The organism is Neobacillus sp. FSL H8-0543, assembly GCF_038592905.1.
Classification (GTDB): Bacteria; Bacillota; Bacilli; order Bacillales; family Cytobacillaceae; genus Neobacillus.
Genome location: NZ_CP151943.1, coordinates 3,332,540 through 3,355,413, shown reverse-complemented (window position 1 = coordinate 3,355,413; position 22,874 = coordinate 3,332,540). Strand labels below are relative to the sequence as shown.

The window sequence follows — 22,874 nt, the reverse complement described above, 5'->3', positions numbered from 1 at the left end:
CCTTCTCTTTATAGGATTTTACTCAGGAATGCTTTTGTTCGCTCTTCCTGCGGATGATCAAATAACTCACTTGGGCTATTTTCTTCGACAATCAAGCCGCCATCCATAAAAAGAACACGGTCGCCCACTTCCTTGGCAAATCCCATTTCATGTGTAACCACAACCATTGTCATCCCTTCCTTAGCTAGTTGTTTCATAACTTCGAGTACCTCGCCAACCATTTCGGGATCGAGGGCAGAGGTTGGTTCATCAAACAACATAATTTTCGGTTCCATGGCTAACGCCCTAGCAATGGCCACACGCTGCTTTTGACCCCCGGATAAGGATTCAGGATAAGCTTCAGCTTTATCCTCCAAGCCTACTTTTCGCAAAAGTTCCAATCCACTTTTCCTTGCCTGCTCGCTAGAGACATTTCTCACCTTCATAGGAGCAAGCATAATATTTTCTATCACCTTTTTATGCGGAAAGAGATTAAATTGCTGAAAAACCATCCCTACCTCAGTCCGTACTTTATTAATATCTGTTTTTTTGTCAGTAATATCGATTCCTTCAATTAACACATGACCACCTGTAATGGTTTCTAACAAATTAATACAGCGGAGGAACGTTGATTTTCCAGATCCAGATGGACCGATTACAACGACAACTTCTTGTGGCTTAATCGTAACATTAATATCCTTAAGAACCTCATTTTTACCAAACGACTTCTTTAGATTTTTCACTTCAATCATTCTGTTGCCAACCTCCTTTCAAGACGCGATAACAAGAAGCTTAGAGAAAGGGTTAATACCAGATAAATAAGGGCTGCTGTCAAATAGGGTTCCCAGACACGAAAATATTGGCCCTGCATTGCCCGTCCCCAGTATAAAAGTTCTGGTGCAGCGATTAATGATGCCATTGAGGATTCTTTTATTAATACAATAAATTCATTTCCAAGCGGAGGAATCATCCTTTTAATCGCTTGCGGCAGGATAATATAGCGCATGGCTTGTACATGAGTCATCCCTAAGGAACGAGCGGCTTCCATTTGTCCCTTATCAATCGATTGAATTCCGGCACGAAAGATTTCAGCGATATAGGCAGCGGAATTTAGTGAAAGGGTAAGAATAGCTGCTATAATGGCATGCGTTTTACCTAGAAACAAAGGAACAACGGCAAAATGAATCAACATAATTTGTACAAGTAAGGGTGTACCCCGGAAAAAAGTAATATAAACGCTAAATGGCAGTGCCAGGAATTTATTTTTCAGTATTTTTCCTAATCCGATTACTAACCCTAGAACTGTTCCTATTATAATACCTGCTACTGATAGTCCAATTGTAAGCAACGTACCCTCTAGAAAAAAGGGTGCATATTCCGCTAATATATCCCATCGAATATCCATATTGACCCTCCTATTTTGACATTTAAACTTTTCTCTATGTATGGTTTATTGCGGTGAGCTAAAAATCAAAAATTGCGTAACTGCTAGTATGAAGAGTTACGCAATTTTTTACCCTATTGTTGGTCTTTTAAGACTTTTATATTTGGTTCCGCTTTAAACCATTCCTCATAAATTTCAGCATATGTCCCATTATCGAGGACAGCATTTACTGCCTTATCAAACTCAGCTTTTAGCTTGCTTCCCTTTGGGAACATTAGACCGTAAAACTCTTGTTCAAATGCATCAACATCTTCGATAACAATGAAGTTATCCTTAGGATTATTTTTTACATATTCTTCGATAACGGTGTTATCAGCAATAACTGCATCGGCTCCACCGCTCTTAAGCTCGAGGATAGCTAAATTATTGTTTTCAAACTTTTTAATTTGACTGCTATTTTTTCCAAGCAGTCCTTCAGCAGCTTCCTGTCCAGTCGTTGCGCTTTGAACGGCTACCGTTTTATCCTTTAAATCTTCTGCACTCTTAATATCGCTGTCTTTTGGAATCAGTATTTTATTAGTAGATAAAAAGTATGGAACGGAAAAATCATAGGTTTCTTTGCGTTCGTCGGTAATTGTTATCGAAGAAATACCGATATCAGCAATATTCTTCTCTAGTTCAATAAACAATGGGTCCCAACCAGTATTGGCAAGATCAAATTCATATCCTGCTTCCTTTGCAACCGCAGTGATGAAATCAACACTGAAACCAGTTACTTCACCCTTATCCAGGTATTCAAATGGAGCATAGGCAGCATCTGTGACAATACGCAACTTTTTCTTTCCGTCATCCGTTCCATTTTTTTCATCAGAATTACTTTTTTCGCTTGTACCGCATGCCGATAGAATCAACATGAAAGCTAAGAGCATAATTGCTGATAATTTAAGCTTTTTCATTTTTTATCCCCCTATTGTTTTCTCACTAGCAAAAAGATTTTAAATTTTTAGAATATAAATGATTATAACTTTTTTTGATTACTTATTCAACATTTTAGTAGAAAAATTTTAATCAATTACTATTCTAATACGATATATAAATACTATAGCAATAGTATTTATATGAAAATATTGCTTAAATATATAGATACGAATCCATTGGATAAAAAATACTTTTTATTTACAAAATATTATTCCAAATGGATGTTTATCTGGTCAGTTGTAAGTTTTGTCAAGATAATTACAAAAAAGCATAGTTATGAAGTCACATTAGAGATGGGACATTTATTACAAAATTAATGTTTACTAGGCATTTGCCCACACTCTCCGCGAATGACTACATAATGTATAAGGTATTAATTATTAAAAGGAGAGTTGCCTGATGTATCCTAATGGTTATTACCAAGTTCCGCAAATTCAGTATGATTACAACATGTATGATCCATATGCCCAACAAGATCCGTATGCCCAACAAGATCTGTTTGACCCTGATAGACAACCACAACAGCTGGAGCGCAGAGTAAATCGGCTTGAGAGACAGGTTGAGCAGCATACACGAGAAATAGACCAGCTTCAACGCCGTCTCCAACGAGTCAATCAACGTCTTCGTGCGGTGGAAAGAAGATTTAACTTCCCCTTTACTCCTTTCGATGGCGAGTTTTAATGAATAATGCAAGAACCGAGCGGATGCCCGGTTCTTTTTCTATACATAAAGTGAATCGTTAGAGTATTTTACAAAAAATCTTGTTAGAGTTTCTAACATAACAGCTGACAAAGTCTCACAATTCGGATAGCTTTAAGATAGAGAACGCGGAAGGATGATTGGTATGTATCAAAAAAAGTCAGCTTATGTTAGCTAGACTATCCTTCATTTTTGAACCCAAACAATGTAAGGAAACTAAACATATAGTAATATAGCAAACAATCACTTTAAAAGCGTGGTGGGTGGGAAAGTATGGGAAATGAAACTTCATATAAAGATAAAAAGGTTATTACCATCGGGGTTGTTCGTGACCTTACCGGTCTCTCTGAGAGACAAATCCGTTATTATGAGGAACGAAAACTAATTTTTCCCGAAAGATCTCAAGGGGGAAGCCGGAAATACTCCTTTTCTGATGTTGAATTACTGGTAGAAATCGCCAACAAAATAGAAGACGGTGTCCAGACACATGAAATTAGGAAAGAAATGCTTCGATCTATGAAGCAGCAAAATCACAATGATGTTCGCAGAAAGATGATACAAGGACAATTAAATGCCCAGTTCGGAATGCGCAAAGGACCTACTTCATAACAGAAGTAGGTATTTTTTTATTTAAAAGGAAATTGACTAGGCCTTTTAATTTTCATGTTAGGGAATCTCACATGATTGTAGATACCATTTCACTTTCATGTAAAAATACAAATAATAAATAGAATGTTAAGAAAATTAACATTACTCACAAGGAGGAAAATGGATGGATATTATATTTTTAATGAACAGTTTATGGGTAATGATTGCAGCAGTACTCGTCATTCTAATGATGGGAGGATTCATTCTTCTGGAGACTGGCTCAACACGAATGAAAAATGCCGGGCATATTGCAGGGAAAACGATTCTAACATTCGGTATTGGCTCACTAATGTTTTGGGCAATCGGGTATGGATTAATCTTTGGTGAAGGAAATCCACTCATTGGTTTATCAGACTTTTTCTACTCTGGGTATGAAGTTGAAGGCTTAGGATTATCTGGTCCGGTTTTCTTTCTATTTCAATTAGCCTTTGCAGGTATTTCCTTAACCATTGCATTTGGAGGTTTTGCTGAGAGAGCAAAATTAGGTGCCTACCTTGTATTTGCAGTACTTTTCTCAGTTATTGTTTACCCGCCAATTGCCCACTGGATTTGGGGAGGCGGCTGGTTAGCTGAGCATGGCAAACAAGACTTCGCTGGTTCAACGGTTGTACATCTAACAGGAGCAATGGCTGCATTGGCTGGGACACTTATCCTCAAACCTCGTATCGGCAAATATAATAAAGATGGTTCCGCAAATAATCTTGCTGGACATAACCAAGTATTTACCGCACTAAGTGTCCTGATTTTATGGGTGGGCTGGTTTGGATTTAACGCAGGCAGTACCATTTCTGTTGACGGAGCATTCTTTGGCTTTGTTGCCGTCAATACAAACCTTGCTGCCGGTGCAGGAGTCGTTGCTGCAATGATCATTTCGTGGATTGTGTTAGGTAAAGCAGATGTACCAATGATGTTAAACGGTGCCCTTGCAGGTTTAGTTGCCATTACCGCTTCGTGTGCTTTTGTTGATACCTGGGCGGCCGTTCTTATCGGATTCATAGCTGGAGGTCTTGTATTTTATAGTATCCGTTTCTTTGAAAGCAAAGGAATTGACGATCCGATTGCTGCCATTTCAGTTCACGGAGCAGCGGGGATTTGGGGAACATTATCAACTGGTTTCTTCGCAACACCAGAATTAGCCACAGTCGGCCAGCCAGGTTTATTTTACGGAGGTGGCTTGCATCAGCTTGGAGTTCAAGCACTGGGTGTTTTCAGCTCAGGAGCATTTGCATTTGTTGTAGCCTTTATCCTTTTGACGATCATGAAAGCAGCAATGGGTGGTTTACGGGTAACAGAAGAAGAAGAAATCATTGGTCTTGACATAAGCGAACACGGTAGCCATGGGTACCCTGAAATAGTAAAAATAGAACCTGCAATTGTGAGGGCAGAACCAAAGCTTAACGCGCAATAAATTCTACCTTTAATGCAACGATCCATCCCTAAATTAGGGATGGATCGTATTGATAGGATGGTAAGGTCTTTCCTGGCTATCAATATACCCTTTACTAATAGAAAGAGATTGGTAGTTTCAAACTTATCTAGAAGTTAATGAAATACACTCCATCTATTAAACAACTATCTAATAGTAGAAACTCCACCTTCTTCCTCTTGTTTTGACCCCTTCTTGTACCTTCAAAAAAATTTTTTTAATATTTTTTTCTTGCAATAACCTTAATTTAAAAGGAATGAAAACGCTAACAAAATATTTAACTGTTTTGAATTATCAGATTTTTGTGTTGACCAAGAATTAGTTTGGTTGTATGATTACTGAAAATATAAAAGTAATGAATAATCAAATAAGTTACAAAACAAACATTTAATGGGGTTATCACTAAAGGGAGTGGTTAGGTTGGGAAGTCAATGGATATTCCTTGGCGGCGAATTCGTCAAGAAAGAGGATGCTGTTATTTCAGTTTTTGATCATGGTTTTTTATATGGGGATGGAGTATTTGAAGGTATACGAGTTTATAGTGGGAATATCTTCAGACTCGATGCACACTTAAAAAGACTTTTTGAATCAGCACAATCCATTATGTTGCAGGTTCCTTATACAAAAGAAGAACTGACACAAATAATCGTAGAAACGATTAGAAAAAATCAGCTAGACAGCGCATATATCCGTGTCGTTATTTCACGTGGTAAAGGTAATCTTGGATTGGACCCTGCTTCCTGTTCAAAACCTAATGTCATCATTATTGCTGAGCAATTAGCTCTATATCCGAAAGAATTTTATGAGCGCGGAATTAAAATTGCTTCGGTCGCAAGCAGACGAAATCGACCAGATGTTTTAAGCCCTCAAGTGAAATCATTAAACTATTTAAATAATATTCTTGTAAAACTTGAAGCTACTCAAGCTGGTGTGGAAGAAGCATTAATGCTGAACGATCAGGGTTATGTAACAGAAGGTTCAGCTGACAATATCTTTATTGTAAAAAATGGTGTTGTTTATACCCCTCCTGTTTACCTGGGAGCCCTAGAAGGTATAACCCGAAACGCAATTATTGATGTGGCGAAGGCCAAGGGTTATGAAGTAAGAGAATCCCCTTTCACAAGACACGATGTATATGTTGCTGATGAGGTTTTCTTAACTGGAACGGCTGTAGAGGTTATTGCAGTCATTGATGTGGATGGCCGCAAAATTACTGATGGAAAACCTGGAAAGGTAACAAATGACCTTTTAAAGGAATTTAGAAAAATTGTAACAACAGACGGTGTGGCCTGTTATCCTACCACAACAAACCACGCCATTGTCGGTTAGGAGACGAAGTAAATGAGAAGCGATATGATTAAAAAGGGGATTGATCGAGCCCCCCACCGCAGCCTTTTATACGCAACTGGGGTAACAGTGAAAGACATGGAGAAACCATTTATCGGTGTCTGCAACTCGTTCATTGAAATTATTCCTGGACATAAACATCTTAATCATTTCGGTGAGATTGTAAAAGAAGCCATCCGTGAAGCTGGCGGTATCCCCTTTGAATTTAATACAATTGGCGTTGATGATGGGATCGCAATGGGACATATTGGAATGCGTTACTCCCTTCCAAGCCGAGAACTAATCGCCGATTGTGCTGAAACAGTTATCAATGCCCACTGGTTCGATGGTGTCTTCTACATTCCGAACTGTGACAAAATCACACCCGGAATGTTAATGGCAGCTGCTAGAACGAATGTCCCGTCTGTATTTGTTTCAGGTGGTCCGATGGAAGCTGGCGTTTCACCAACAACAGGAAAAAACCTTTCTCTCACTTCTGTTTTTGAGGGCGTTGGTGCGTACCATAGTGGTTCAATGACAGAACAGGAATTACTCGAAATAGAAACAAATGCCTGCCCTACCTGTGGATCATGCTCAGGAATGTTTACGGCAAACTCGATGAATTGTCTTATGGAAGTATTAGGGATGACGGTTCCTGGAAACGGGACGATTGTCGCAACTTCAGAGGAAAGACATGAATTGATTCGTCAGGCCGCAAGACACTTAGTTGAATTAGTAAAACAAGATATTCGCCCACGTGACATCATTACACGTGAAGCAATTGATAATGCCTTTGCACTTGATATGGCCATGGGTGGATCAACGAATACAGTACTTCATACATTGGCAATTGCCCATGAAGCAGGGATTGAATACGATTTACGTGAAATCAACAAGATAGCTGAAAAAGTTCCTTACTTAGCAAAAATTATGCCAGCATCTGATTATTCAATGGAAGACATTCATTATGCAGGCGGGGTTAGTGCCATCATCAATGAGCTTTATAAAGTTGAAGGCGCGTTGCATGATAATTGCTTAACCATAACTGGGAAAACTCTTGCTGAAAATGTGAAAGAGGCTACAATCACAAACGAAAATGTCATCCGGAGTAAAGACAATCCATATAGCTCTGTTGGTGGTCTATCCATCCTTTATGGAAACCTTGCACCAGATGGCAGTGTGATCAAAGTTGGTGCTGTTGACCCTTCCATTAAAACCTTCTTAGGTGAAGCAATTGTTTTTGAATCACAAGAAGAAGCACAAGAAAACATTAATAATGGTACAGTTCAGGCAGGACACGTGGTTGTTATTCGCTACGAAGGTCCAAAAGGCGGACCAGGAATGCCGGAAATGCTTGCTCCTACCTCCGCTATTATGGGTCGTGGTCTAGGTAAAGAGGTTGCATTAATTACCGATGGCCGTTTCTCAGGTGCCAGCCGCGGAATCTCTATTGGTCATATTTCACCAGAAGCAGCCGAAGGTGGCCCTATAGCTCTTGTGAAAAATGGTGACAAAATACTTATTGATTTACCAGCACGAACCATTGAACTTCTCATTGATGATGAGGAATTAGCAGAAAGACGCAATTCTTGGATCAAGCCAGAGCCAAAAATCAAAACCGGCTACTTAGCAAAATATGCAAAACTCGTCACCTCTGCCAACACTGGCGGAATCATGAAATTTTAAAACAAGCACATAGCTAAAGTTGATGATACTTTAATCTACCTAGGGATTAGGCGCCCTTCCAATCGCCGAGATTAAAGACTTTCATACAAATAGCTTTGAAAATTTAATATGAAAATCGATGACGGGAATAAAGGAATAAGAAAATGTATTTTCAGAGAGCTGGGGTTGCTGGAAGCCCAGTAATACAACTTATTCCGACATCATCCCTGAGTGTTGAGCTGAACGGTTTGACTTATTAGGCTCAATCGGGTGTACCTTGGTATACCTGTTACCAAAAGAAACGATTAACTATTTTTTGTTAATCGCTTCATAAGGCAGTATTCGTAAGGATGCTGCAAAACGGGTGGTACCGAGAAAAGAAGGTCTTTTCTCCCCGAAATAAAACTGCGTTGTTGGACATCACTGCAGTTTATTCGGAGAGAACAAGGCCTTTTTTACTATGTAGACATCAACAACGACTATTCACTTTCAGCCCCATAAAATTAGTGCTAAACAATGGGATAGGTTCATTTTTAAAAGGTTAAACATCCACAAGGAGGGATTATGACGTGAAAGTAGAAGCTAAGCTGGAATATCAAACCAGTACGGCACCAAAAACTGGTGCAGACCTTCTCATTGATTTATTGATTACAGAAGGAGTTGATACCGTATTTGGGTATCCGGGTGGTGCAGTCCTACCAATTTACGATGCGATCTATCGGGCAAGGGACTCTATAAAGCACGTCCTCTTCCGTCACGAACAAGGGAGCATCCACGCAGCGGAAGGTTTTGCCCGAATTACTGGAAAACCAGGTGTTGTTATTGCCACTTCAGGTCCTGGTGCGACAAACCTGGTTACCGGAATAACTGATGCAATGATGGATTCTTTACCACTAGTAGTATTTACAGGGCAGGTTGCTCGTGGTGTTATCGGGACAGATGCCTTTCAAGAGGCAGACGTTATGGCCATTACGACACCAATTACGAAACATAATTATCAAGTACAATCCGTTTCAGACTTACCAAGAATCGTAAAGGAAGCCTTTCATATAGCTTCAACTGGTCGCCCTGGTCCTGTTCTGATTGATATTCCAAAAGATATCTCTGCTGAAGTATTAACGGAAGAACCTAAAGAGATTAACATCTATCTTCCTGGATATCAGCCGACGATTAAGCCCAACCCGCTCCAGATAAAAAAATTGGCTGATGCAATTGCCAATTCAAAAAAGCCAGTGATACTTGCAGGGGCTGGAATTCTTCATGGGAAGGCATCGAATGAATTAACGGAATTTGCGAAAAAACATCAAATCCCAGTGGTAACAACCCTGCTTGGTTTAGGGACCTTTCCGGCAAACAGTCCTCTCTCCCTTGGTATGGGCGGAATGCACGGAACTTATACAGCAAACATGGCGATGTATGAATGTGACTTACTCATAAATATTGGTGCACGCTTCGATGACCGGCTAACAGGAAATTTAAAGCATTTTGCACCCACTGCGAGTGTCGCCCATATTGACATTGACCCTGCGGAGATTGGTAAAAATGTACCGACATGCATACCTATTGTATCTAATTCGAAGGATGCATTAGTGGAACTACTTAATCAATCTATAGAATCTCCCCAACACCAGGAGTGGTTAGAAAAGCTTTATAAAAATAAAAAAGACTACCCACTTTGGTATAAACACAGCCAAGATGGGATGTCACCACAATGGTTAATTGAAGCCATTCATAAGGTTACAAATGGTGATGCGATTGTTACTACCGATGTTGGTCAACACCAAATGTGGGCAGCACAATACTATTCTTTCGATAAACCGCATCGTTGGGTTACCTCTGGCGGCCTGGGCACAATGGGCTTCGGCTTCCCTGCTGCCATTGGAGCACAATTCGCTGCACCAGGAAGTCCAGTTGTTGCGATTGTTGGTGACGCCGGGTTTCAGATGACACTCCAGGAATTATCCGTTATCTATGAACAGAACCTGCCTGTCAAAATTATTATCGTTAATAATGGCGCATTAGGCATGGTTCGTCAGTGGCAGGAGCTTTTACATGGAAATCGCATATCTGAGTCGATTCTTCAAACACAGCCAGATTTTGTAAAGCTTGCTGAAAGCTATCATATTAGAGGCCTAAAAATTGAAAGCCAGGAAGAACTCATTACAAAACTTCCAGAAGTTTTTGCTTACGATGGTCCAGTTCTGATGGATTGCCGAGTTCTTCAATCGGAAAAAGTCTTTCCGATGATCTCCCCCGGCAAAGGAATACATGAAATGATTGGGGTGAAACCTTCATGAAACGGATTATAACAGCCATTGTTCAAAACAGGAGCGGTGTCTTAAATCGAGTCACCGGTTTGTTGCAAAGGCGCCAATTTAATATTGAAAGTATCTCAGTAGGGCCCACAGAAACCGAGGGAATATCAAAAATGACCCTGGTTGTAGAAGTCGAAGATGAGCAGCGTCTAGAACAGGTAACAAAACAATTAAACAAGCAGATTGATGTCTTAAAAGTTTCTGATATTACCGATAAAGCAATTGTCGCTCGGGAGCTTGCCTTAATTAAAGTGGCCGGCAGCGGTCACCTCCGCAGCGAAATCAATGGAATCATTGACCCGTTCCGCGCGGTAATCATGGATGTCAGTAAAGATAGTTTAGCGATTCAGGTCACAGGACGCCCGGAGAAAATTGATGCCTTAATCGAATTACTTCGGCCCTACGGAATTAAAGAGATTGCTAGAACAGGATTAACCGCCTTCTTACGTGGGCATCAACCACAGGTAAACGAATCAACTACTTATTCTCAAATAAAATAACATTTTTGGAAGGATGATTAATAATGGCAAAAGTACTATATAACGGTGATATTCAAGAGGCAGTTTTACAAGGGAAAAAGATTGCAGTAATCGGATATGGCTCACAAGGTCATGCCCACGCTCTTAACTTAAAGGAAAGCGGCTTTGATGTTGTAGTTGGATTACGCGGAGGAAAGTCATGGGATAAAGCGGTTGAAGATGGTGTTGAAGTAACCACTGTTGCTGATGCGTCAGCCCAAGCAGACGTGGTTATGGTCCTCCTTCCTGATGAACATCAACCTAAGATTTATGAAGAAAGTATCAAACCATACCTTCAAGCCGGCAATGCATTAGTTTTTGCTCATGGCTTCAATGTTCATTTTAACCAAATCGTCCCTCCAGCAGATGTCGATGTATTCCTAGTTGCACCTAAAGGTCCAGGCCATTTAGTACGTCGTACCTATACTGAAGGTGCTGGTGTTCCTGCCCTTTACGCTGTATATCAGGACTACACTGGTACGGCACGTGATCTTGCCCTAGCTTACGCAAAGGGAATTGGCTCCGCTCGTGCAGGTGTATTGGAAACAAGCTTCCAAGAAGAAACAGAAACAGATTTATTCGGAGAGCAAGCTGTATTATGCGGCGGTACAACAGCACTAATTAAAGCAGGCTTTGAAACTCTTGTTGAAGCAGGTTATCAGCCTGAGGTGGCCTACTTTGAGTGTTTACATGAATTAAAATTAATCGTTGACCTTCTATATGAAGGAGGATTAGAAAACATGCGCTATTCTATCTCTGACACAGCTCAGTGGGGAGATTTCGTTTCAGGACCTCGCGTTGTCGATGCAGACACAAAAGGCCGTATGAAGGATATTTTAACTGATATCCAAACAGGCGTATTTGCTAAAGGCTGGATTTTAGAAAATCAAGCAAATCGTCCGCAATTTAACGCAATAAATCGCAGCGAAAATAATCATCCGATCGAAAAGGTTGGCCGCGAGTTGCGTGCATTAATGCCATTTATTAAAAAACCAGTAAATGATAAGAAAGAAGTGGTGGTAAATGGTTCACGTTAACATCTTTGATACAACACTGCGTGATGGCGAACAGTCCCCTGGTGTGAATTTAAACCAGCTTGAAAAACTGGAAATTGCTAGACAACTCGAACGGTTTGGCGTTGACATTATGGAGGCCGGTTTCCCGGCTTCTTCCCAAGGAGATTTTGAAGCGGTTAGAGCAATTGCACGGACGATTAAGAACACTTCTGTGACTGGCTTAGCAAGAGCAACAAAATCGGACATTGACATTGCGTGGGACGCATTAAAAGATGCTGCAGAACCGAGGTTGCATGTTTTCCTTGCAACCTCCCCCATTCATATGAAATATAAATTGCTTAAAACGCCGGAGCAAGTGACTCAAACAGCAGTTGAAATGGTTGCCTATGCGAAAAAGAGATTTCCTCATATTGAATGGTCAGCTGAGGATGCTTCGCGTTCAGATCTCGACTTTCTTGTTGATATTATCGAGAAAGTCATTGATGCAGGTGCGACGGTTATAAATCTTCCTGATACAGTCGGGTATTCCACACCAGCAGAATACGGTTATATGTTCCGCTATATTCGTGAAAATGTCCGTAATATTCATAAGGTAGCACTATCTTGCCATTGTCACGATGACTTAGGAATGGCCGTGGCCAATTCACTTGCAGCGATAGAAAACGGAGTAACACAGGTTGAAGGAACGATTAACGGAATCGGCGAGCGTGCTGGCAACGCCTCTCTCGAGGAAATAGCGGTTGCCCTTGCGATTCGAAAAGATAAATATCCCTATACTACTAACCTTGTATTAAAAGAAACGAAACGGACGAGTGACCTTGTTAGCCGTTTTACGGGGATGATGGTTCCTGGAAATAAGGCTGTTGTTGGAAAAAATGCATTTGCACATGAGTCTGGTATCCATCAGGATGGGGTATTAAAAAACACGTTAACCTATGAGATTATTACTCCAGAAATGGTTGGGATTCAGTCGAATGATCTCGTTCTTGGCAAACATTCTGGCCGACATGCTTTTAAGGATAATATTGAAAAAATGGGCTTCCAATTATCAGAAGAAAAGCTTCTTGAGGCGTTCACAGCTTTTAAACAACTAACCGATCGTAAAAAAGAAGTAACGGATGAAGATTTATTTGCGATTTTAACGGATATTCAAACAGCCGTTGTTGATGTTAAAAAATATGAACTTGTCGCTTTCCAGGTACAATATGGTTCAGCTAATCTCCCAACTGCTACTGTTGCTCTCACTAGCCCAGAAGGCATTCGGGTCGAAACAGCACGAACAGGCTCAGGAAGTGTTGAGGCACTCTACAACACGATTGAGGCTTTAGTAAAAGAAGAGATTCACCTTACTGATTTTAAATTAAACTCCATTGGTCAAGGCCGCGATGCACTTGCTGAGGTTCATGTAAAGATGACGGTGAATGGAATACCTGTGAGTGGTCGCGGATCAGCGCAGGACGTTTTAGAAGCTTCGGCCAAAGCATTTATAAATGCAGTTAATCGCGTATTTTATAATCAAAAAGGAGCTTTGCAAGTAGAACCAGTCTAGGATATTGGTTGATTGGAAAAACGAGTATTATTTTTCTATTAGGCTATTAAAAATGATGAGGAGGTTGCTTCGAATGAAAAAACGAATTGTTTTACTGCCTGGTGATGGGATTGGTAAGGAAGTCATTGGCTCTGCAAAAGAGGTGCTAAGTGCCGTTGCTGAAGAATTTAACCACAATTTCCACTTCGAAACCCATGAGATTGGAGGAGCAGCCATCGACTTATACGGCACTCCCCTACCAGAAACAACGATTGATGCCTGCAAACAGGCGGATGCGGTATTACTAGGTGCAGTTGGCGGCCCAAAATGGGATCACAACCCCTCCCATTTACGGCCTGAAAGAGGATTGCTCGGTATTCGCAAAGCACTTGACTTATATGCAAACTTAAGACCGATAAAAGGGTTTAAAAATTTGCTTCATGCCTCACCTCTAAAAGAAGAAGTGGTAGCTGGCAGTGACCTTCTCATCGTACGTGAACTAACAGGTGGCCTTTACTTTGGGACCCCAAGCGAACGCCGTGAGGATGGTAATGTGGTTGTCGATACACTTTCCTATACTCGAAAAGAGATTGAAAGGATTGTCGATAAAGGCTTTCAAGCAGCACAGGGGCGGCGTGGTCACCTCACTTCTGTTGATAAAGCAAATGTCTTAGAGTCTAGTAAGCTATGGCGTGAGATTGTTGAAGAGAAAAAAGCTCAATATCCAGATGTTACGGTTGAACATGTTTTAGTCGATGCGGCCGCAATGAAGCTTATTACAAGCCCAACACAGTTTGATGTAATTGTGACAGAGAATATGTTTGGTGACATTCTAAGTGACGAAGCCTCCGTTTTAACAGGATCTCTTGGCATGCTCCCTTCTGCTAGTTTGCGAGAAGACGGGTTAGGTCTTTATGAACCTGTTCACGGCTCAGCACCTGACATTGCGGGGAAAGGTGTAGCCAATCCAGTAGCAATGATTTTATCAGCAGCACTGATGCTGCGCTATTCCTTCAAATTGGATGACGAGGCGGAGCTGATTGAAGAGGCCGTACAATCTGTTTTAGATGCAGGCTTCCATACTGCAGATATTCAGGTTCCTGACGGGCGCCCAGTTGGTACTGTTGAAATGACTCGCCTAATTGTCGATTATATCAAATCACAAAATGCCTCAAAGTGTATTATGAGCTGTTATATATAAGTAGTTGAGTGGTTGGCTTTAGCCGCTAGGCTTGTTGGCCTGGCGGCTTAACTATAAGTTGGAATTTCCGGCTATCCACTGGTTGTGGCAGGTTATCCGCCAGTTGCAGCGTTTATCCGCCAGTTGCAGCGTTTATCCGCCAGTTGCGGCGTTTATCCGCCAGTTGCGGCGTTTATCCGCCAGTTGCGGCGTTTATCCGCCAGTTGGGACGGTTATCCGCCAGTTGCGGCGTTTATCCGCCAGTTGCGGCGTTTATCCGCCAGTTGGGACGGTTATCCGCCAGTTGCGGCGTTTATCCGCCAGTTGCGGCGGCCATATAAAAGAAACGGGGACTACTCCCCCACCTATAAATCTATAAACGTGAGGAAGGACGCTATGCAAACACCAAAAAATATCATCCAAAAAATTTGGGAGCAGCATGTTGTACATCAAGAAGCAGGAAAGCCTGATTTACTTTATATTGATTTACACCTTGTTCACGAAGTGACTTCTCCTCAGGCATTTGAAGGTTTGCGGATGAACGGACGCAAAGTCCGGCGCCCAGACTTAACCTATGCAACAATGGATCATAATGTACCAACACGTGACCGTAGTGAAATTAAAGATCTTGTCTCAAAAAATCAAATAGATACATTGAAAAAAAATTGCCAGCAATTCGGGATTGAGCTGTCTGATATTCATCATCCCGATAATGGGATTGTTCATGTAATTGGTCCAGAGCTTGGGTTAACACAGCCTGGAAAAACCATTGTCTGTGGCGATAGCCATACGTCTACACATGGGGCATTTGGTGCTCTTGCTTTCGGTATTGGTACCAGTGAAGTGGAGCATGTCCTTGCAACGCAAACACTTTGGCAAGCACCTCCAAAAACCATGAATGTAAAAGTGAATGGCAAGCTTGGAACGGGTGTAACGGCGAAGGATCTAATTCTAGCGATTATCGGTAAATTCGGAGTACAGTTTGGAACGGGTTATGTGATGGAATATACAGGAGAAGCGATTCGTGCACTTTCGATGGAAGAGCGAATGACCGTTTGTAATATGTCGATTGAAGGTGGTGCCCGCGCTGGACTAATTACACCGGATGAGACAACATTTAAATACTTAAAAGGTCGTCGGCATGTACCTAAAGACGAGGCGTTTGATGAGGCTGTTGCAAGCTGGCGCGCCCTTGCATCTGATGAAGAAGCTACCTACGACCGCGTTGTAGAAATTGATGCGTCTAAAGTCGAGCCACAGGTGACTTGGGGTACAAACCCTGGTATGTGTATCCCCATTTCAGCGTCTGTCCCTAATCCGGAAGAAGCAGTGAAAGCGAATGTAAAGGATGAAATCAGCCGTGCTCTCCACTATATGGGTCTTGAGGCTGGTCAACCCATTTCAAGTGTAAAAATTGACCATGTTTTTATCGGTTCATGTACAAACTCTCGCATAAGCGATTTACGTAAAGCTGCAGAAGTTGTTCGTGGAAGGAAGGTTAGCCCTTCGGTTACTGCGATTGTTGTACCAGGCTCATTCAGCATCAAGCTTGCTGCGGAAAAAGAAGGACTGGATCGGGTCTTTATAGAAGCCGGCTTTGAATGGCGTGAGGCTGGTTGCAGTATGTGTTTAGCTATGAATGATGACATCGTTCCATCAGGTGAACGCTGTGCCTCCACTTCGAACCGCAATTTTGAAGGCCGTCAAGGGAATGGTTCTCGAACCCATCTTGTTAGTCCCGAAATGGCAGCTGCCGCTGCGGTTGCAGGACATTTTGTCGATGTCCGTCAATTTACTGCACAGGGGGTTTTATAAAAATGGAACCATTACGTACTCATAAAGGTCTGGTTTATCCATTAAACCGCTCTAATATCGATACAGATCAAATTATTCCGAAACAATTCTTGAAACGAATTGAACGCAGTGGCTTTGGACAATTTTTATTCTATCATTGGCGTTATGATGATGATGGCAATCTGCGGAAGGACTTTTCTCTGAACAATCCAAAATATAAGGGTGCCTCCATTTTAGTAGCTGGTGAAAATTTTGGCTGTGGTTCTTCCCGTGAACATGCGCCGTGGGCTATTCAGGACTTTGGTTTTAGGATAGTAATTGCTCCTAGCTATGCAGATATATTTAAAAACAACTGTGTGAAAAATGGCATTCTTGCCATTCAAATTAGTGAAGACCATGTTCAAGCCATTATCAATAAGGCTGAATCCGAAGAATATACACTAACAGTAAATCTTAAGGATCAAGTAGTTTATGATAATCAGGGATTAGAAGTTACATTTGATATCCCTCCCTATCCGAAGGAAATGCTACTTAATGGCTGGGATGAAATCGGTGTTACCTTAACCTATGAAGACAAAATCAAGCAGTACGAGCTTGCACAATAATAGCACTCGCATAAAAGAGAGAAGAATTACAAAAGGGCTCAGTTCACTGAGCCCTTTCTTCTATGTATATAAAACATATCAACAAAGTCGTTAAAACTACTTTACTTCGTCATGAAGTTACTGCTGGATGATCTGAATAAGGTTGCCGCATGTATCGTCGAAGACAGCTATTGTGACATCACCCATTTTTGTCGGTTCCATAGTAAACGTTACGCCCTTTTCTATTAGTTGCTTGTACTCTTTATGAATATCAGCAACACCAAACATTGTTGCTGGGATGCCTTCTTCAACTATCTTCTTTTGATAGTCCTTTGCAGCAGGATGGACATTCGGTTCGAGCAAAAGTTCCGTACCGTCTTGTTCACCTGGAGAAACAAGTGTTATCCACCTGTATTCACCGGTGGGTACGTCATGCTTTTTTACAAAGCCTAGCTTTTTTGTATAAAACTCTAATGCCTTGTCTTGATCTTCAACAAATAAACTGGTAACAATGATTTTCATACTATTTTTTCCTCCTATGATAGTTATTCCTTATTATGATGTGTTAACAATCAGGGTGCAAGCAAAAAACACATTAGTCATAACTCCTGTTTCAATTTTATAAGTCTAGTCATTAAGTGCTTTGAATATAAGCTTACTTTTTAACCTTAGTTAAATACTTCCTTCGGTATATCCCATATTAAATAATGCTTTGTATATTGCCTTGTTTCCACAACTAATTGCTCCTTATTTTTCGTATAGACTAATCCTGAACCCATTTGCTCTTTAAAACTCCATCCCTTTTCATCCATGAAATTCTTAATTACATCAAAACGAGAACTACCAGTATTCACTGACACATATCTAGTATTCTGATTGGTTTCTGAAAACTGTTCATAATCACTCATTGTAAGGTCCAGTTTCAAAATTGAAGTCAATATCGGTACAGGGTTTCCTTCCTGAAATAATGCACTTCCGAACCTAAATATGATCAATCCAAACACTACTAATACAATGAAAACTACACTTAGTAAAATTCTTTTCAAAGCGATCCCCTTCCATTCCTCATAAGGTATATATTCACCAAAAAAGCTCTATTTCCTTTAACTGAAATTGCTCTACCCACTTCTGGAGTAAAGCAATAGATAATACTTAATCGTCATATTGTGTGATAGTGTCTTTACAGAGTAAACTGATGATATAGGAGTTATCAAAATTCAGAAATTGAAGGTGGCTTTAGCAAATGATGAAGTATGAATGGCGCAAAAAAGATAAGGAAGCTTACTTACCAAAAAACATACCAACGCTGTACAATGATACTGAAAAAATGTATATCACTGTTCACGGGGCAGGATCTCCAGATAGTGAGGCTTTTCGTTTAAATATCGAACTATTATATGCTTTGTCCTATGCAATTCGAATGATGCCAAAAAGTGGCTTCACCCCTGAAGGTTACTATGAATACACCGTTTTCCCTCTTGAGGGAATCTGGGATTTAGATGAAGTCGGTAGAACCTTAAATTATCTGGATAAAAATCATTTTGTCTATCAACTAATGATACGCCAGCCTGACTTTTTGACAGAAGAGCTATTCGCTAAAGCCGTTGAAAGTGTGAAGGCTAAGAAGAAAAACTTGCCGATTGAGACGGCAAAGTTTGTACGATTAGCCGATGGGCTTTGTGTTCAGATGATGCATCATGGCAGTTATGAGAACGAACCAGAAACTTTTGCCATCATTGCAAGTTATTGTGAGGAGCAAGGTTTAACAAGGATTGATAAGCGTCACAAAGAAATCTACATCACAGATGCAAGGAAAACAGCACCTGAAAAACAAAAAACAGTTTTAAGAATTAAGGTTTCTAAACAATAAAAGACAAAGCCTGAGGAGAATTCCTCAGGCCTTTCTTTATTTAGGATTTTCGTTAAAATTCGGGTAATTGGTCAAGGTTATTTTCTTTAATCCCATCAGGTTCACTGCGAATAATATCTCTGCCGTATTTATGAAAGACATCGACATTAGCTAAATTGCCTGCTTTGGCTTCTGTTAGAGCGGTAATGTAATCCAATTCCCGCCCTGAGCTGGTTTTGAAGGCCATGATATCCCATCATCATTTTTCTTTACTGCCACAAAGTGTTCTTTGTGACTTGTATTACTTTGATCTGCTTCTACTTGGGCTTGTTGCTCACTTTGCTGCTTATACTCTTCGAATACCTTTTCGAAATCCTGCTGTTCCAATTTATCCACCTCCGAACGTATGTTAGTATTTTGAAGCGAATTGTTGAAAATTATACAAATTTACACAAAACCAATAAAGTTCGGAAAAAATTTAACGTGGTATAATTTACCTAACTGGGGGCGATCAAATGGAATCAACCGAAGGAAGTATATGGTTTTTTATTAAGGATCATCAGCAACAGGGACCTGTCTGTTTGTTTGAATTACAAAAGTTAATTGAACAAAGAGTCTTAACAGGTGACACATTTGTATGGAATAAAAGTATGAAGTGTTGGCAAATGGCTAAAACACTAGAAATGTTCACTGAATGCATCTTCGAGTCTACAAGAATTCATCTCCTACCTGACAAATTCAAAACTGATAAAGAATATGAAGAAGCTACTTATCCAAACGGGCGACCCTATGTAAGATATTTAGCTAGATTTCTAGACCTTTCATTGTTTTCTTTGTTCCTCATTACCTTAGTTACAATTTTCTCCCCTAAATTTATAACGGATAAATCGGCTCTAACAATCTTTATCATCAGTTTAATTACTTGGATGATTGTTGAACCTATTTTCATTGCTATTTTTGGCAATACTTTTGGAAAGGCTTTCTTAAATACAAAGATCAAATGTGTTGACGGCGGGCAACTTAATTTCCAAACTGCCTTCAAGCGCAGTATTTTCGTTTCTGGTGCTGGAATGGGTTTTGGAATTCCGATTCTTAATCTTATTTGTTTCCTTTTTTCTTATCGTGACCTGAAGGGGCATGGAATGTCTACATGGGATCATAAGATTGGAACAGTCATTTTATATGGTAAAGTAAGTTTGGCAAGAATTTTTATTGCCGGATGCTTTCCCGCTGCATTGTTAGTAGCTGGTATTTATATTTAGAAAAGCTGATAGAGTTGTTTGACAATCTGCAATTTTACGATTTTCAAACAACCCCACTCAGCTTTTTTTAGATTAAAAACAAATCTACTCTAGTGGTTTCTTATTGTTTTTCATGCATTTACTATTTCGATAAACCAAACCATCCCCTCTAAGTTCACGAAATATTCGGAATTGCATATATGTTATACCTAAACATATATTTATTAGTACATAATAAAAGTAAGTTATACTTTGGAGTGAAAAAAATGATTCATTTAGATAAAACGCATGACCCAAGAAAGAACGCAGACCTTCTTGTACGGATAACTAAAAAACATCTAAATATAAAAAAGGCCATTCAAGAAACAGAACAAATCTTTCAGGAACAACTTGAAAAAAGCATTTCACCACAGAAAAACAAGATTGTCTCTAAGAAAGTACCCATTTCACAAAAGCCTCTTGAAGTTTTGTTTCGTTTTATCGCTAAACCATTAAGAATATTGGAGAGAACTAAAACATATGTGGATTCAGAAGGTAACGTATCTCCCGAGTGGATGACAAAGTTGGATAGGGAATATGATCGCTTAGTAACTAACCTTACGCGTGAAGTGAACGTAGTTGATTATGGAGCGATTGGCGATGGAAAAACGGATTGTACGGCTGCTTTTAACAAGGCAATCGGGACTGGACGGGTAAAAGTATTTGTACCAGAAGGGATTTTTATTACGAAAGGAATTCTCCTTCCATCCTGTACATACCTCATTGGCACTGGTAAAGGCAGAACAATCATTAAACTCCATGACCGTGCGGGAAAAGGAACTAGATTGATTACCAACGCCAACCACTGGAAGGGAAATCATCATGTTTTCGTAGAAGGATTAAGCTTGGATTGGAATGTGGAGAGGCTTGGAGAGGTAAAAAAGACAGCGACATGGGGTAATCATTCAAGCTGTTTAACCTATGCCAATGTTATCTTTGGCTGGGTGAAGGACGTGGAGGGAATCAATCCTGGCCTCCACTGCTTCGATATCTCGTCTACACTTTACAATTATGGCGGTGACGGATACCGTGCACGGGGAGGAAGTATGTATGTTTGGCTTGACAATTTGAACGGTCATGGTTTTGGTGATGACGGCATTACCACCCATCATAGTGACTACATCATGATCTCGAACTCACATATGTGCGATCCGAGCGGGCGCAGCCATCGGATAGGCTTTTCAAACTCCAACGGAATTGAAATTGATGATGGTTCGCGTAATGTATTACTGGTGAATAATTCAACAGCTAGATGCTTTGGCGGCATCGAAATCAAGGCACATCAAAATTCTTCAGCAGCCTCTAATGTACAAATTGTTGGCCATATTTCAGTGAACGATAACCGATCCTATAACTTTCGCCATATCGGACATCACAAAAGCACCGACATCGAATCAAAATCAGCCTATCATATACTAGCAACAAATCTGGTCGCCATTGCACCCATATTTACGGACTTATATCAGGAGTCGGCTCCGCGTGGTATGGTTGTTTCCGCCTATAAAAATGTTGTGATCAATCACTTCACCCTCATTGGGGACCCAGATTATGATTACAAAGGAAACCCAGTGATAGCCATTCAGTATCGGGCTAGAAATGTTAGCCTTCAAAACCTTTCAATATCAAACTTTAGAAAGGCTGGCGTTGATATAAAGGCTTTTGGAGGTGTTAATAGGGCTAAATTTGTTCAGATACGTAATGTGAAAATTCAAAACTCAGCCCCAATAGCAGTAATGGGGCTTAAGGATAGTAATATTCATAATTTAGAACAGGTTCTAATCTAAGGCAGATGCCAACAAAAAAAACACATGGCCAACCATATGTTTTTTTTGTTGGCATACTATTATAGCATTTTTTCAATTACTGCCTTAGCAGTGCTTTCCTTATTAAGAATCGATTCTTTATTGGTTCGTTTAAAATATTCAATATAAAGGAGATCTAATAAGTATAGTTGTGATATCTTTGCTGATAGGCTTCCTCCTTGGAGAGGGCCTTCATTTGCACCGCAAAGCAATGTAATATCGGAATAACTGGTCAAAGGCGATTTGGCAAAACGAGTAATTGAAATAATCTTTGCTCCTCTTTCTTTGGCCACCTTTGCCACTTCAATTGTATCCTTGGTCGATCCAGAATAAGAAATTAGGATAGCCACATCACTTTCTGTCATTAGCGCAGCGGACATGATTTGAAGATGAGAATCTAAAGAACACTCTGTTTTATTGACAATCCTCATAAACTTATTCTTTGCTTCCATAGCCGTCATTAATGAGGAACCCACTCCAAAAAAATGAATTCTATTGGCCTTAATCATACTATCAATTGCATTAGAAATATCAATTTCATTTATGAGGTTAAAGGTTTCTGTAAGGGCACTCACATTTGTAGATAAAATTTTCGATGATAGTTCTCCAATTGTATCCTTCATTGTAATTATACCTGAAAGCTGTGGGGTTTCTTCATCAAGAGAAATGCTATGAGCTAAGACAATTTTAAACTCTTGATACCCTTTAAGCTTCATGGTTTTACAAAATCTAAAAATACTGGACTCACCCACATCACATGCATCAGCTAAATCAGTTATTGACATGTATATTACATCCTTAATATTTTCCAGAATGTAATCAGCAACCTTTTTTTCTGTATTAGTAAATGAATTGTATCTTGAGTGAATAAGTGAAAATATTTCATTCTTTGCCATTAAACAC

The 22,874-nt window shown here is 40.2% G+C and carries 21 protein-coding genes, 1 pseudogene and 1 other annotated feature; of the genes and pseudogenes, 15 read left to right on the top strand and 7 right to left on the bottom strand.

The window, feature by feature from the left end; all coding sequences use genetic code 11:
* Positions 1-8 precede the first annotated feature (8 nt).
* The 3 genes from NSS81_RS16695 to NSS81_RS16685 all read right to left on the bottom strand — a co-directional run bounded on the left by NSS81_RS16695 (position 9) and on the right by NSS81_RS16685 (position 2,319).
* Positions 9-731 carry an amino acid ABC transporter ATP-binding protein gene (locus NSS81_RS16695; RefSeq protein WP_342429800.1) on the bottom strand — a complete coding sequence of 241 codons (723 nt, stop codon included), beginning with the start codon at positions 729-731 and terminating at the stop codon, positions 9-11.
* Positions 728-1,384, bottom strand: coding sequence for an amino acid ABC transporter permease (locus NSS81_RS16690; protein ID WP_342429799.1), 657 nt, complete (start codon positions 1,382-1,384; stop codon positions 728-730). Before NSS81_RS16690 ends, NSS81_RS16695 begins: the two co-directional genes overlap by 4 nt.
* Before the next feature lie 113 nt (positions 1,385-1,497).
* The gene (locus NSS81_RS16685; RefSeq protein WP_342429798.1) at positions 1,498-2,319 is read right to left on the bottom strand and encodes a basic amino acid ABC transporter substrate-binding protein; all 822 of its coding nucleotides are present in this window, start codon (positions 2,317-2,319) and stop codon (positions 1,498-1,500) included.
* Between the two features lie 421 nt (positions 2,320-2,740).
* Here NSS81_RS16685 and NSS81_RS16680 point away from each other — a divergent pair, with 421 nt between their 5' ends.
* From NSS81_RS16680 to leuD, 12 genes are all read left to right on the top strand, one after another.
* Entirely contained in the window at positions 2,741-3,022 is a 282-nt protein-coding gene (locus tag NSS81_RS16680; RefSeq protein ID WP_342429797.1) for a hypothetical protein, read from the top strand.
* 291 nt (positions 3,023-3,313) lie between these two features.
* Positions 3,314-3,649, top strand: a complete 336-nt coding sequence (locus tag NSS81_RS16675) for a MerR family transcriptional regulator (RefSeq protein ID WP_342429796.1) — start codon at positions 3,314-3,316, stop codon at positions 3,647-3,649.
* 163 nt (positions 3,650-3,812) lie between these two features.
* Positions 3,813-5,096, top strand: coding sequence for an ammonium transporter (locus NSS81_RS16670; RefSeq protein ID WP_342429795.1), 1,284 nt, complete (start codon positions 3,813-3,815; stop codon positions 5,094-5,096).
* A gap of 438 nt (positions 5,097-5,534) precedes the next feature.
* Positions 5,535-6,443, top strand: coding sequence for a branched-chain-amino-acid transaminase (ilvE, locus tag NSS81_RS16665; protein ID WP_342429794.1), 909 nt, complete (start codon positions 5,535-5,537; stop codon positions 6,441-6,443).
* A gap of 12 nt (positions 6,444-6,455) precedes the next feature.
* Complete coding sequence (gene ilvD, locus NSS81_RS16660) at positions 6,456-8,126, top strand: dihydroxy-acid dehydratase (protein ID WP_342429793.1); 1,671 nt, start codon at positions 6,456-6,458, stop codon at positions 8,124-8,126.
* Between the two features lie 109 nt (positions 8,127-8,235).
* Positions 8,236-8,505 (top strand) — a binding site (T-box leader).
* Positions 8,506-8,674: 169 nt separating this feature from the next.
* Entirely contained in the window at positions 8,675-10,402 is a 1,728-nt protein-coding gene (ilvB, locus tag NSS81_RS16655) for a biosynthetic-type acetolactate synthase large subunit (RefSeq protein WP_342429792.1), read from the top strand.
* Complete coding sequence (ilvN, locus tag NSS81_RS16650) at positions 10,399-10,920, top strand: acetolactate synthase small subunit (RefSeq protein ID WP_342429791.1); 522 nt, start codon at positions 10,399-10,401, stop codon at positions 10,918-10,920. The genes ilvB and ilvN overlap by 4 nt, the downstream gene beginning before the upstream one ends.
* A gap of 23 nt (positions 10,921-10,943) precedes the next feature.
* Positions 10,944-11,975: a ketol-acid reductoisomerase gene (ilvC, locus tag NSS81_RS16645; protein ID WP_342429790.1), complete on the top strand. Its 1,032-nt coding sequence runs from the start codon at positions 10,944-10,946 to the stop codon at positions 11,973-11,975.
* On the top strand, positions 11,962-13,503 hold the full coding sequence (locus NSS81_RS16640) for a 2-isopropylmalate synthase (RefSeq protein WP_342429789.1): 1,542 nt from the start codon (positions 11,962-11,964) through the stop codon (positions 13,501-13,503). The genes ilvC and NSS81_RS16640 overlap by 14 nt, the downstream gene beginning before the upstream one ends.
* A gap of 73 nt (positions 13,504-13,576) precedes the next feature.
* Complete coding sequence (gene leuB / locus NSS81_RS16635) at positions 13,577-14,683, top strand: 3-isopropylmalate dehydrogenase (RefSeq protein ID WP_342429788.1); 1,107 nt, start codon at positions 13,577-13,579, stop codon at positions 14,681-14,683.
* 375 nt (positions 14,684-15,058) lie between these two features.
* A complete protein-coding gene (gene leuC, locus NSS81_RS16630) occupies positions 15,059-16,477 on the top strand; it encodes a 3-isopropylmalate dehydratase large subunit (protein ID WP_342434054.1) in 1,419 nt (472 codons plus the stop codon).
* 2 nt (positions 16,478-16,479) lie between these two features.
* Positions 16,480-17,061, top strand: coding sequence for a 3-isopropylmalate dehydratase small subunit (gene leuD, locus NSS81_RS16625; RefSeq protein ID WP_342429787.1), 582 nt, complete (start codon positions 16,480-16,482; stop codon positions 17,059-17,061).
* A 117-nt stretch (positions 17,062-17,178) separates the two neighbouring features.
* On the opposite strand, the gene NSS81_RS16620 is transcribed toward leuD, so the two are convergent.
* Complete coding sequence (locus NSS81_RS16620) at positions 17,179-17,562, bottom strand: VOC family protein (RefSeq protein ID WP_342429786.1); 384 nt, start codon at positions 17,560-17,562, stop codon at positions 17,179-17,181.
* A 146-nt stretch (positions 17,563-17,708) separates the two neighbouring features.
* Positions 17,709-18,086, bottom strand: a complete 378-nt coding sequence (locus NSS81_RS16615; RefSeq protein WP_342429785.1) for a hypothetical protein — start codon at positions 18,084-18,086, stop codon at positions 17,709-17,711.
* 197 nt (positions 18,087-18,283) lie between these two features.
* Here NSS81_RS16615 and NSS81_RS16610 point away from each other — a divergent pair, with 197 nt between their 5' ends.
* Positions 18,284-18,910: a GyrI-like domain-containing protein gene (locus NSS81_RS16610; RefSeq protein ID WP_342429784.1), complete on the top strand. Its 627-nt coding sequence runs from the start codon at positions 18,284-18,286 to the stop codon at positions 18,908-18,910.
* 52 nt (positions 18,911-18,962) lie between these two features.
* Here the strand turns inward: NSS81_RS16610 and NSS81_RS16605 are convergent.
* Positions 18,963-19,276, bottom strand: a pseudogene (locus tag NSS81_RS16605) (DUF3892 domain-containing protein).
* A 128-nt stretch (positions 19,277-19,404) separates the two neighbouring features.
* On the opposite strand from NSS81_RS16605, the gene NSS81_RS16600 reads away from it, so the two are divergent.
* The gene (locus tag NSS81_RS16600; protein ID WP_342429783.1) at positions 19,405-20,151 is read left to right on the top strand and encodes an RDD family protein; all 747 of its coding nucleotides are present in this window, start codon (positions 19,405-19,407) and stop codon (positions 20,149-20,151) included.
* A gap of 245 nt (positions 20,152-20,396) precedes the next feature.
* A complete protein-coding gene (locus NSS81_RS16595; protein ID WP_342429782.1) occupies positions 20,397-21,953 on the top strand; it encodes a glycosyl hydrolase family 28-related protein in 1,557 nt (518 codons plus the stop codon).
* A 59-nt stretch (positions 21,954-22,012) separates the two neighbouring features.
* Here the strand turns inward: NSS81_RS16595 and NSS81_RS16590 are convergent, their stop codons facing one another.
* On the bottom strand, positions 22,013-22,867 hold the full coding sequence (locus tag NSS81_RS16590) for a MurR/RpiR family transcriptional regulator (protein ID WP_342429781.1): 855 nt from the start codon (positions 22,865-22,867) through the stop codon (positions 22,013-22,015).
* Between the last annotated feature and the right edge of the window lie 7 nt (positions 22,868-22,874).